General features: G+C 73.6%; 9 protein-coding genes and 1 tRNA gene. 7 read left to right on the forward strand and 3 right to left on the reverse strand.

Features of this window, described 5'->3' with window-relative positions; all coding sequences use genetic code 11:
* Positions 1-3 precede the first annotated feature (3 nt).
* A complete protein-coding gene (locus H180DRAFT_RS07165) occupies positions 4-1,005 on the reverse strand; it encodes a spermidine synthase (protein ID WP_055485126.1) in 1,002 nt (333 codons plus the stop codon).
* Between the two features lie 51 nt (positions 1,006-1,056).
* Entirely contained in the window at positions 1,057-1,440 is a 384-nt protein-coding gene (locus H180DRAFT_RS07170) for a hypothetical protein (RefSeq protein WP_079099910.1), read from the reverse strand.
* Positions 1,441-1,619: 179 nt separating this feature from the next.
* Here H180DRAFT_RS07170 and H180DRAFT_RS07175 point away from each other — a divergent pair, with 179 nt between their 5' ends.
* Entirely contained in the window at positions 1,620-3,200 is a 1,581-nt protein-coding gene (locus H180DRAFT_RS07175; RefSeq protein ID WP_055485128.1) for an NsdA family TPR-like regulatory protein, read from the forward strand.
* A 234-nt stretch (positions 3,201-3,434) separates the two neighbouring features.
* Here H180DRAFT_RS07175 and H180DRAFT_RS07180 read toward each other — a convergent pair whose 3' ends face one another.
* Positions 3,435-4,031, reverse strand: coding sequence for a histidine phosphatase family protein (locus tag H180DRAFT_RS07180; RefSeq protein WP_055485129.1), 597 nt, complete (start codon positions 4,029-4,031; stop codon positions 3,435-3,437).
* A gap of 249 nt (positions 4,032-4,280) precedes the next feature.
* Between H180DRAFT_RS07180 and H180DRAFT_RS07185 the strand changes: the two genes are divergently transcribed.
* The 6 genes from H180DRAFT_RS07185 (at position 4,281) to H180DRAFT_RS07210 (ending at position 10,385) form a co-directional block, all read left to right on the forward strand.
* Positions 4,281-5,543: a hypothetical protein gene (locus tag H180DRAFT_RS07185; RefSeq protein WP_055485130.1), complete on the forward strand. Its 1,263-nt coding sequence runs from the start codon at positions 4,281-4,283 to the stop codon at positions 5,541-5,543.
* 49 nt (positions 5,544-5,592) lie between these two features.
* Entirely contained in the window at positions 5,593-7,425 is a 1,833-nt protein-coding gene (locus H180DRAFT_RS28980; RefSeq protein ID WP_175437732.1) for a hypothetical protein, read from the forward strand.
* Positions 7,426-7,460: 35 nt separating this feature from the next.
* A complete protein-coding gene (locus H180DRAFT_RS07195; protein WP_055485289.1) occupies positions 7,461-8,828 on the forward strand; it encodes an AAA family ATPase in 1,368 nt (455 codons plus the stop codon).
* A gap of 132 nt (positions 8,829-8,960) precedes the next feature.
* A complete protein-coding gene (locus H180DRAFT_RS07200) occupies positions 8,961-9,323 on the forward strand; it encodes a hypothetical protein (RefSeq protein WP_055485131.1) in 363 nt (120 codons plus the stop codon).
* Between the two features lie 203 nt (positions 9,324-9,526).
* A complete protein-coding gene (locus H180DRAFT_RS07205; RefSeq protein WP_074466669.1) occupies positions 9,527-10,321 on the forward strand; it encodes a bifunctional DNA primase/polymerase in 795 nt (264 codons plus the stop codon).
* Positions 10,312-10,385 (forward strand) — tRNA-Lys (locus H180DRAFT_RS07210). Before H180DRAFT_RS07205 ends, H180DRAFT_RS07210 begins: the two co-directional genes overlap by 10 nt.
* The last annotated feature ends 68 nt before the right edge of the window (positions 10,386-10,453 follow it).

The raw sequence follows: 10,453 nt of genomic DNA on the forward strand, positions 1-10,453 counted from the left end.
ACGTCAGCGGAAGACGTCGTCCGGCGGGAGCGGCGAAGGCACCGCGGTCGCGTCCGTGACGGGGGCGGCTCCTCCGGCGAACAGGGCCAGTGCGTCCCCGGACTGCACACGCCCCGGATGAGGGTCGCCCGCGGAGCGCCGCGTCAGTTCGGCGACGGGCAACTCCCGGTCGCCGGCGAGGAGTACGGCGTTGCCGAAGCGCTTCCCGCGCAGCACCGAGGGGTCGGCGGTGAGGGCCGTGTAGGCGAACACCTCACGGACGGTGGCGACTTGGGAACGCAGGTGCTCCATCGGGCGGCGCTTCCGTCCCCTCGCCGCGCCGCCGTCGCCGCCTCCCGGCCCGTCCGCGATGTTCGCGGCGTACAGGCCGCCGCCACGCAGCACGCGCCGCACCTCGTGCAGGAACTCGGTGCTCGTGAGATGCGCGGGAGTGCGTGCGCCCGCGAAGACGTCGGCGATGACGAGGTCCGCCCAGCTCTGCGGGAGTCTGCCCAGCACCTCGCGGGCGTCCCCGCCGCGTATGCGTATGCGCCATCCGCGCTCCAGGGGCATCGCGATGCGGATCCAGTCGACGAGCGCCGTGTCGCTCTCGACGACCTGCTGCGTGGACCGGGGCCGGGTGGCCGCGACGTAGCGGGCGAGGGTGAGGGCGCCGCCTCCCAGGTGGAGCACCTGCATCGGACGCCCGGGAGGTGCGGCGAGGTCGATGACGTGACCCAGCCGGCGCTGGTACTCGAAATTCAGGTGGGCCGGGTCGTCCAGGTCGACGTAGGACTGCGGTGCGCCCTCGATCAACAGCGACCAGCCGTGCGCGCGTTCGGGGTCCGGAACGAGTTCCGCGCTGCCGCCGCCGACACGCGCGGTCTGCGTCTCGCGCGCCCGCCGGCCTCTGCCACGCCCGCCGCCGGCACCCGCGCCGCTTCCGGCACTGCCGCCGCCTCGTCCGCCGCCTCGCCCGCGGTCGCTCTTCGCGCCGCCGCTGCGCCGCTGTCCGCCCTTGCCCACACCTCCAGTATCACCGGATCGTCACCGCAGCTCAGCCGCGGCCGTGCCTCACTACTGGCAGCGGTCGACGGCCTCGATGGTGCGCGCGGCCTCTCCCAGTGCCGCCCGCAGCAGCGACGCGTCGGTGGCCACTCCGAACGCCCACTCGGGGGGCACCAGCCAGCCCGTCCCGGCGAGTTGCGGTTCGTGCGCGACGGTTCTGGGCCGCCCGGGGGTCTGGGTGCAGGAGCTGCCCGGCAGATCCCAGCAGGCAGCGGTGCCCGGCGGGACGAGGAACCCGACGGTGTCACCCTCCCCGTCGCACAGCAGAACCGGGCCGAGACCGTCCCGCAGCCGCAGGATGTCCACGGCCTCCAGACCCTGACGGGCGGGGACTGTCACCAGGTCGCAGGGCACACCGCAGGAAACCGTGCCGGCTCCCGGGCCGGTGTCCATAGGGACCCCTCCTCCGAGCTCCTCCGCAATGGTCATGCAGAGTTCAACGCCCGCGACCGTCAACGGCTACGGCAGACCGCGCCACAAAGGATGGCACTTCATGGCAGATGATGGGTGAGATATCCGTTTTGTAGCGGAACTCTGTGTGCCGAGCCTGTCACAGCCGGTACCGTCCGGCCATGGCGTCGTCCTCTTCCGCGTCGCAGAGTCCGCACCGCGCGCCCAACACCGCCTTCCGGCAGCTGCGCGGCACGCTGTCGCCTGCCGAGTTCGCGGCCGCCGTGCGACGGGCCGGGCGCGAGATCGGCGAGCACGTCGCCTGCGACGCCCGCTACATCGGACGAGTGGAGGCCGGCGAGATCCGCTGCCCCAACTATGCCTACGAACGGGTCTTCCTGCACATGTTCCCGGGCCGCACGCTCACCGACATGGGCTTCTCCGCCCGCGAGGCCGTACGGGGCCGCGCCGCCCGGGCCCCCCAACAGGCTTACGGGGGTGACAAATCACCGCCGAATCTGACGTCACGTCACACGGAATCCCGTACGCTCATCGGTCATCACAGCAGCCGCAGAGAGCTCAGCAATCACATAACCCCCAATGACCTCATCGACCCCAGCAGTAACGGTCATGCGGGCGACAACCCCGGCGCCCTGACCCCGCCCGGCCTCAACTCCGTGACCTGCACACTCTGTTCAGACTGTTCCGAGATCCACGAGGGGAGCGACGTGCTACGTCGCGCGTTCATGATCGGCGGCCCGGCAGCCGCCCTGACCGCCATGGCGCCGCTGGGCGCCGTGGCCACGGCAGCGGAGGGCTCCGCCCCGTCCGCACACGCCCACCGGCGCATCGGCGAGGCCGACGCGGAGGCGCTGGAACAAGCGGTACGACGCATCCGGCTGCTGGACGACCGGCACGGCGCCGACGCCCTCTACCAGCGCGCCGGCGACTCCCTGCGCAGCGCGTACGAACTCCTCGACTCGGGCACCCCCAGCCGTCAGACCGTCACCGACCGCCTGCACAACGGTGCGGGTGAACTCGCCATCTCCGTGGGCTGGCTCGCCCACGACTCCGAGCGCTTCGGCGACGCCCGTTCGCACTACGCCGAGGCGCTCGCCACGGCCCGGGTCGCCGGTGACCCGGCGCTGGAGGCCCACGCCTTCTGCAACACCGCCTTCCTCGCCCGCGACGCCGGCCGCCCGCGTGAAGCCGTACGGGCCGCACAGGCCGGGCAGCAGGCGGCCAAACACCTCGGATCCGCACGGCTGTTGTCCCTGCTCAGTCTGCGCGAGGCGGGCGGCTGGGCCGGGCTCGGCGACCGGACCGCCTGCCAGGAAGCGCTGGCCAGGGCGCACGCCCTCTTCGATCGCGGCCCTTCCGACCCCGACCCGCCGTGGATGAGCTTCTTCGGCGAGGCCGAACTGGCGGGCCTGGAGGCGCAGTGCTGGTCGGCGCTGCACGACTGGGAGCGCGCGGCCGCGCAGGCCGGACGCGCAGTGGCGCTCCAGGACCCGCACTTCCTGCGCAACAGGGCCCTCTTCACGGCCGAACTGGCGGGCGACCTGGCCGCGTTGAAGCGCCCCGACGAGGCAGCGGAGGCCGGCGGGAAGGCACTCGCCCTGCTCGGCGACGTGCGGTCCGCACGCATCCGCGGGATGCTCGGCACAGCGGCCCGGAGGCTGCGCCCCTACGCGGGGAACAGCGCCGTCGACGCCTTCCTGGAACAGCAGAGCCGGTGGGTGCCCCGGTCCCGTACGGCATGACAGCAACGTGCCGGCATGGCAGGGCTGTCAGTCATGTCAGCCCGACCGGCGGATGTCGGTGGGTGCGGCCCCGGTCCGGCAGCGCACGGGGGCAGGGTCGGGGGCTGACGGGGACTGACAGGGCCTGACGGGCTCCGACAGCAGCAGCAGCGGGCACGGAGGGGCCGCACGTGCGCTCCACCTGATGCGTGCTCCACATGACACGCGTATTCCGCAACACGGGCCGGCCGGCCCTCAGTCCAGATGTCCGGTGTCGTTCCAGCGGCTGACGGCCGGCTTCCCGTAGGCCCAGCCGAGCACCGACAAGGAAGCCGGGGAAAGGGAGAGACACGCACCGAAGGGCACCTCCTGCCCCAGCCAGCGCGCTCCCAGAACCCGCAGGATGTGGCCGTGCCCGAAGACCAGCACGTCACGGTCGGCCGACCGCGCCCACTCCACGACTACGTCGGCACGTGCGGCCACCTCCCGCATCGTCTCGCCGCCGGCGGCACCGTCACGCCAGATGTACCAGTCGCTGCCCGTCTCCTCGCGGATCTGCTCCGTCGTGAGGCCCTCGTACGCGCCGTAGTCCCACTCCCGCAGGGTGTCCCACTCAGTGGCACGCTCACCGAAGCCCGCGATGTCGCACGTCTCGCGGGCGCGGGAGAGCGGGCTGGTGCGCACCTCGGCGCCGGAAAGCCCGTTCCACGGCTCGCCGCCGAGCCGTTCGCCCAGGAGCCGGGCGTCGCGGCGGCCCGAGTCGAGCAGCGGGACGTCGGTGCGGCTGGTGTGCCGGCCGGTGGTGGACCACTCGGTCCGGCCGTGCCGTACGAGCAGGATGCGCGCTGCCATGAGAACCTCTTCCGCCTTCGGAGGGGTGGCCGACCATGACCGCGCGCACGGCGGCAGCCACGGTCCGGCAGCTGTCTGTCTGCTGCCACCTGCCACCTGCCCGCACTCGGTCATCTCCGCCGTTCCCGCCCCATGTTCGCCCGTGGGGCCGCCGCAGCACGTGACAGGCGCGCGGGCGCCGGTGCGGCGCTTGTCGGTCGCGGATGCCACACTTCGGCAGGTAATGCAGTCTTCCGCGAGGCCACGCCGATGACCCACCCAGACGGCAGTGCCGGCGCGCTGCGACGGCGGCTCGCCGAGCTGCGCGGCGGCGCCGATGTCCCGCCACGGCCGCTGGACGCCCGCGCCCTGGCCGCCCTCGCCGCGAATCCCGGCTGCCGGCGGCGCGCCCTGCTGGACGGTGCGGGCGTCGACAAAGCCGCCGTGGCCCGCACGTTGGGGGCGCCCGCGCCCTTCGGCCAGTCCCAGTTCGCCTTCGCCCGCGGCAATTCCTTCGAGGCGAAGGTGAAGTCGGACGGCGGTGCCGAGCTGATCCGGCTGCTGTGCGCCAGCACCGGTGAGGCTCCGCCCGAGCCTGGCACGGTCGCCCTCCCGGACCTGTCCGCCAACGGCCCGGCGGGCCGTACCGCCCGTACCCGCCTGGCACTTGAGCGGCCGCGGGCCGGGGAGACCGGCGGCGAGAGCGGCACCACGGACGCCGCGGAAGGCGGGTGGGCCCTGCTCTTCCATCCGATGCTGGCGCTGGAGGTCGCCGGTTCGACCGCCTACCTGGAGCCGGACGCGATCGCCGTCCACCCGGACGGCGGCCGCACCGTGGTCGAGATCAAGTCCTTCCCGATCCTGGACGGTTCGGCCGACGCGGCGAAGGTCGGAGCCGCCGCCCGCCAGGCCGCGGTGTACGCCCTCGCCCTCGAGGAGCCCGCCGTGGCGGGGGCGGTGCGCGAGAACGCCCTGCTGGTGTGCCCGAAGGACTTCTCCAACCTCCCCACGGCGCACGGCGTCGACATCCGCAAGCAGGTCGCCACCACGCGGCGCCAACTCGCCCGTCTCACACGGCTCGAGGAGATCGCCGCGGCTCTGCCCGCCGACACGGTCTTCGACCCGTCCCGGCCCGCGCCCGAGCTGGCCGCCGCCGTCGAATCGGTCCCCGCGGCCTACGCCCCCGAATGTCTCTCCATGTGCGAGCTGGCCTTCCACTGCCGCGACCGCGCGCGGGCAGCCGGCGCGGTGGAGTCGCTGGGCCGGTCGGTACGGGGTGAGCTGGGCGGCTTCAAGACGATCGACGCGGTACTGGCGGCGGCCGGCGAACTGCCGCCCGACGGCCCGGAGTCCGGGTCCGGCGGAGGCGGGAGAGCCGAGCTGCGCGGTGCGGAGCCCCGAGGCGGTGCGGAGTCCCCGAGCGGCCCCGGCCCGGGGGCGGCCCGCGGCCCGGAGCCGGAAGAGCCCGCGGCGGCGGCGCTGCGGCGGGCGGCGAGGCTGCGCGCCGAGGCGCTGGGAGGCGCACCGTGCTGACAGCCGCATACGCCTGCGTCACCGGGCGTCCCGACTGCGGGGAGACACCGTGTCGTTGATGTCGGCGCTCGCCCGGATGGAGGCCGCCGCTGCCGGACGGGCACAGCCGCGGGCGACCGTGCGCCACCGGCACCTGGCTGAACGGCCCCTGGTCTTCGTCCCGTTGACGACTGCGGGCGAGGCCGGGGCGCCGCTCGGGGCCATGGTCGGCACCGACCGCGAGGCCCCCGGACTGCTGGTCGTGCCGCAGCCCCGGGACCGGGACCTGCGCTTCGCGTTCCTGGCAGGTCTCGCCGCCGTCATGCTGCCGCATCTGGAGGCGGCTCAGGACGACATCGAGTGGGAGGAGCGCAAGGAGACCGACCCGGAGACCGGCAAGAAGGTGCCGGTCCAGGTCGAACTGTGCGCGGACGCACCGCAGTTGATCGTCCCCAACGGCCCCGGCACCGACTTCGTACGGCTGCTGGGCCGCTCCATGCGCTTCCGGCGCACCGCCGAGGAGGACCCGGAAGCCGGGCACGGGCACCCGGACCTCCAGCCGGTGTCCCGGCGCGAGGGGCCCCCGCAGCCCCGGAAGCCGAAAACGGAACAGGACCAGGCCCGGGAACAGGCCCGGGAACGGGAACAGGAACGGGATGAGCCCCCGGAACAGGCCGGGGACCACGCTCAGGCCCGGGACCAGGCCGCAGCTGCGCTCCAGGACGGGGCCCGGCCCCAGGACGAGGCCCGGTACTTCGTGCCCCCGCGCGTGCCGCTGCTCGGCCGCTGGCTGACCCTGTACGGCGAACGCGCCCGAGTGCCCGGCTCCTCGCTGCTGCTGTCCATGACCGAACTGCTGGCGCGGCACTGGGCCACCGGCCAGAGCGCGCTGGAGGACCAGCACCTGGGTGCGCTGCTGGCGTGGATCGACCCGCCGGACGGTCTGAGCGGCGGCGAAGCGGCGCTCCGCGCAGAGGTGCAGCGCGACCCGTCGGGCCAGTTGCTGTGCCCGCCCGCCGGACCGGCCACCGACCCCGCGTTCGACAACAGACTCCTGTCGCCCGCGATCGACCGCTTCGACGCGGGCGTCCCCGGCGCCGAGGACGAGGTACGCGAGTTGATCGCCTCCCAGCTGCGCCCCGCATGGGACGCCGTGTGGCACGGCATCGATCTGCTGCGGACGCTGCCGGAGGGCGAGCACGTGCCGGAGCGCTTCAAGCGCGACCGCTGGTCCTACACCGCGCACCGCGACCGCGTGCGCGGCGGGGAACCGCCGCAGCCGCGCCGCGACGACGCCGTGACCGCCGCCGCCAAGCTCGCACAGCGCGAACGCGAACAGGCCCGGCTGGAGGCGCAGGAGGCTCTCGACGACCCTCTCGTCATGGCCGAACGGCGGTTCGCGGGCGAGGCGTTCGCCGGCGAGGTCGTCGCGGTGGAGATGGCGTACTCGGAGGGCAAGCGGTCCATGCCGCGTCCCCTCGTCACGCTGCGCACACCGGACCGTCCGCATCTGGGCGACGGCGTCAAGGCGCACCGTGTGATGGACGAAGGCACCCGGCAGAGCGCCGAGTTCGTACGGCAGGACGAACACGAGCCCGGCCTGTTGACGCTGCGGCTGACCGGCGGGATGGGACGCGGCAAGGAACCCGCTCCCGGCACCGTGCCGGAGAAGGGCGATCGGCTGTGCTGGACGCTCTTCGAGCACGCTCCGCGCGGCGGCCCGGAACTGCCGGAGGCGGAAGAGACACCGTGGACGCACGGCGGTCCGCCCGCCGAGGCCGTCTCTGCGGGGCCTGCCGGCGGCACCGTGTCGGCGGTATCAGCCGGCCGTTCCGCCTCGCAGCCGCGACGGTCCGGCCCCGCCCCGGAACCCGATCCCGTGACAAGCGAGGACCTGTTTTGACCGCGCCGCCCCGGCCGCACGGCCTCACCCAGGACGTGACGCCCTCCGGTGAGACGCCGCCCGGCGACGCCGCGTCCCTCGCCACGGCGGCGATCCTGCACGACACCCTGCACGGCTCCCACCGCGGCGTCGTCGTGGACTCTCCTCCCGGCGCGGGCAAGTCGACCCTCGTCGTGCGTGCCGCGCGCGAACTCGCCGCGCAAGGGCGGCCGTTGATCGTGATCGCACAGACCAACGCCCAGGTCGACGACCTCACCGGCCGGCTGGCCGCCGCCGACCCGGAGCTCCCCCTGGGACGGCTGCACAGCAGCGATGCCCGCCCGTACGATCCCGGGCTGGACGAGCATCCGAACGTCGTCACCTCCGCGAAGATCGGCGATCTCTCCTCGCTGCCCGTCGTCCTGTCCACCGCCGCCAAGTGGGCATGGGTGAAGCGGGGCGAGGGCGAGGAACCGTGGGCCCACGCGATCGTGGACGAGGCGTACCAGATGCGCTCCGATGCGCTGCTGGCCGTGGCCGGGCTCTTCGAGAGGGCTCTGTTCGTCGGCGATCCGGGGCAGCTCGACCCGTTCAGCCAGGTCGGCGCCGAGCAGTGGGCGGGCCTCACCCACGACCCGTCGGCCAGCGCCGTGACCACTCTGCTGTCCCACAATCCGGAGCTGCCGCAGCACCGGCTGCCCGTCTCGTGGCGGCTGCCGGCCTCGGCGGCGCCGCTGGTCTCGGACGCCTTCTACCCGTACACGCCCTTCCGCAGCGGCAGCGGTCCCGGGGACAGGCGCCTGGTCTTCGAGGCCCCTCCCGGCGGCTGCGCGGCGGACAGGGTGATCGACGAGGCGGCCGGGTCCGGCTGGGGTCTGCTGGAACTGCCCGCGCGGATGACGCCGCGGACGGACCCGGAGGCGGTCACCGCCGTCGCCCGCGTCGTCGGCCGACTTCTCGCCCGACGCGGCAGCACATGCGACGAACGCTCGCCCGGGCCGGTCCCGCTCACCGCCGGCCGCATCGCCGTCGGCACGGCGCACCGCGACCAGGCCGCGGCTGTGCGTTCCGCGCTGGCCGGGCTCGCACTCCCCGCGGACCTGCACGTCGAAGACGTCACCGTCGACACGGCGAACCGGCTTCAGGGCCGGGAGTTCGACGTGACGGTGGTCCTCCATCCCCTCTCGGGCCGCCCCGACGCGACGGCCTTCCACCTGGAGACGGGGCGGCTGTGCGTGCTGACCTCGCGGCACCGGCATGCGTGCGTCGTCGTCTGCCGTGCGGGCGTCCCCGAACTGCTCGACGACCATCCCGGCACCGAGCCCGTCCAGCTCGGGGTGTCGGTGAAGTTCCCCGACGGCTGGGAGGCCAACCACGCCGTGCTCGCCCACCTGTCGGCGCACACCGTCCCCTGGCGTGAGTGAGCCCTTGGCGGGCCCCGCGTGCGCCCCAGCCCGTGCGGTGAGGCGTGCTCCGGAGCTCTGCGGCCGCCGACCTGCACAGCGAGCGGCCGAAGCGGGACAATGGCCGAGGCCACGACACATGGAGGTAGGCACATGCCCGAGCCGCATCCGGCTCCGGACCCGCGCGGCGGCGCTCCGCGCTTCCGCCGTCCCGCGCCCCTGCTCTTCGAGCCGTCGGACAGCAAGGAGGACTCCGAGCAGTTCTTCGACCTGGACACGATCACGGACCCCCGTGAACTGCTGGAGCGCTCGACCGAGCTGGCCCTGGCCTTCCGTGCCGCGGCCGACCGCGCCGTGGAGTTCCAGGCGATGGCGGCGGCGCAGCTCGCCGACCCCAAGCGCTTCGACCGCCTCTCCGACGCCGCCGTCGCGGAACGCGGCGAGTGGTCGGAGGACTACGCACGGAAGATGATCGAGTTCGGCCGGGAGCTCCTCGAGGACCGCGGGCCGCAGTAGTACGCGGCCGCTGCGCGGCAAATCTCCCGGCGCCCGCGCGGCAGCGTGAGGACGGCCGGAAATCTGCTTGCGTCCCCCAACCGCGACTGCGCCAAGTCATCGGGCATATGCAGCGCGTGCACGATACGCCACTCCACCCCTGCTTGTCCGGTTTTCTGTCCGAAGTCCAAAACGGAAACCCCATGTCCGGTACATCTGTTCTCATGAATGACTGGCCGCGGGGAACCACCCGGACCCCGCACCCCCACCCCGTCGGCATCCCCGACATCTTCGAACTCGTTCCGGACCCGGCGCCGCACCGCACGACCTGCGCCGCCACGCCGGGCGCCTCCTGCGTCACGGCGGCCGGCGCCGACTGGCTCGCCTCCGCCTCCACGCTCCCCGCCAGCGTCCACGCGCTGTGGCGGCACCGTCCCGGCTCCCCCAGCGTCCTCCCGTGCGGCACGGCCTTCGACGTCGTGAGCGCGGCGCCGCTGACCGGTCGGCTGATCCTGGAGCGCCTGTGGTCCAGCGGACCCGGGAGCGGCCCCGTGGCCGTCCACCGTGGCCGCGTTCTCCTCTTCGCCGCCCCGGGCACGGCTCAGCGGCTGCCGGCTCTGCTCAGCTGGGGAGAGTGGAAGACGTGCCACCGGCGGGCGGATGCGGCGCCTGCGGAAACGTTCCCTTCGCTGCTCTGCCTCGGCCCCGGCGACTCCGTGACCATCCCCGCCCTGCACTGCGAACACCGGCCCGGACCGCTCGGGGAACACACTCCCCCGGACGATCCGGCACGAAGGTTCCGCCCGTCCCGCTGGCTGGTGGCGCCGGACGTCCGCCGCCCCTGGCTGCCCGGCCCGGAAGTCCTGCTGCGCGCCTGCGTCCGCCCCCGCCGCGACCGCACCGGAGCCCATCCCCAGACCTCAGTACGTGCAGGTCGGGGGCCCGGAAGCGCCGAACAACCGATTTCCGGAACAGCGGACCGTGATGCTAGGGTCTACGACGTCACCAGGCGCCGCTAGCTCAGTTGGTTAGAGCAGCTGACTCTTAATCAGCGGGTCCGGGGTTCGAGTCCCTGGCGGCGCACGACTGCGAGGGCGAGCTGTGTCCGCGGAAAGCGCGAACCGGGTCGCCCTCGTTGTTTTTGCTCGGCT

The sequence above is a fragment of the Streptomyces sp. WMMB 322 genome (genome assembly GCF_900090145.1).
Classification (GTDB): domain Bacteria; phylum Actinomycetota; class Actinomycetes; order Streptomycetales; family Streptomycetaceae; genus Streptomyces.

Excerpts from the sequence above, each read along its gene's own strand:
- H180DRAFT_RS07170 (WP_079099910.1), bottom strand. The coding sequence starts at position 1,440 with ATGGACACCGGCCCGGGAGCCGGCACGGTTTCCTGCGGTGTGCCCTGC.
- H180DRAFT_RS07175 (WP_055485128.1), top strand. The coding sequence starts at position 1,620 with ATGGCGTCGTCCTCTTCCGCGTCGCAGAGTCCGCACCGCGCGCCCAAC.
- H180DRAFT_RS07180 (WP_055485129.1), bottom strand. The coding sequence starts at position 4,031 with ATGGCAGCGCGCATCCTGCTCGTACGGCACGGCCGGACCGAGTGGTCC.
- H180DRAFT_RS07185 (WP_055485130.1), top strand. The coding sequence starts at position 4,281 with ATGACCCACCCAGACGGCAGTGCCGGCGCGCTGCGACGGCGGCTCGCC.
- H180DRAFT_RS07200 (WP_055485131.1), top strand. The coding sequence starts at position 8,961 with ATGCCCGAGCCGCATCCGGCTCCGGACCCGCGCGGCGGCGCTCCGCGC.
- H180DRAFT_RS07205 (WP_074466669.1), top strand. The coding sequence starts at position 9,527 with ATGAATGACTGGCCGCGGGGAACCACCCGGACCCCGCACCCCCACCCC.